Here is a 394-nt window from a genome sequence, read left to right as displayed (position 1 = left end):
GTCTCCATTTGAATGAAAACAAAATCATACGTTTCGGGAAAGCTTAATTGAATGTGGGGTTTATGACGCGCTTACTATAAACGAAATAGAATCATGAGACTATTTTATAGTACTGTACGAATCTAGTACCATCAATTTCCATCAAAATGCCTGTCAGGGGGTGACCTGCCCCCAATAACTAATCCAACACTTCTTTAGTAATGTCAGTTACGTTATTGTTTAGCCCTGAACGTGTCAGTACTGCAAATTCAGAGGGAGTTAGGTATCCAATTGATGAGTGGGGGCGATTTTCATTGTAGTCAATGCGCCAGTCACTAATCAGTTTACGAGCATGGCTCAAGTCTCTGAACAGGTGCTCGTTTAAACACTCGTCTCTAAACTTGCCGTTAAAGCT

General features: G+C 40.6%; 1 protein-coding gene. It reads right to left on the bottom strand.

Annotated features, from left to right (window positions below; translation table 11 throughout):
- Nucleotides 1-178: 178 nt before the first annotated feature.
- The coding region (locus tag ACVA53_RS25035; protein WP_446506633.1) for an integrase core domain-containing protein at nt 179-394 on the bottom strand (216 nt) is incomplete at its 5' end.

This window comes from Photobacterium sp. DNB23_23_1 (assembly GCF_052873815.1).
The sequence above is the reverse complement of the archived record's forward strand: the minus strand, read 5'-3'. Positions and strand labels throughout refer to the sequence as shown.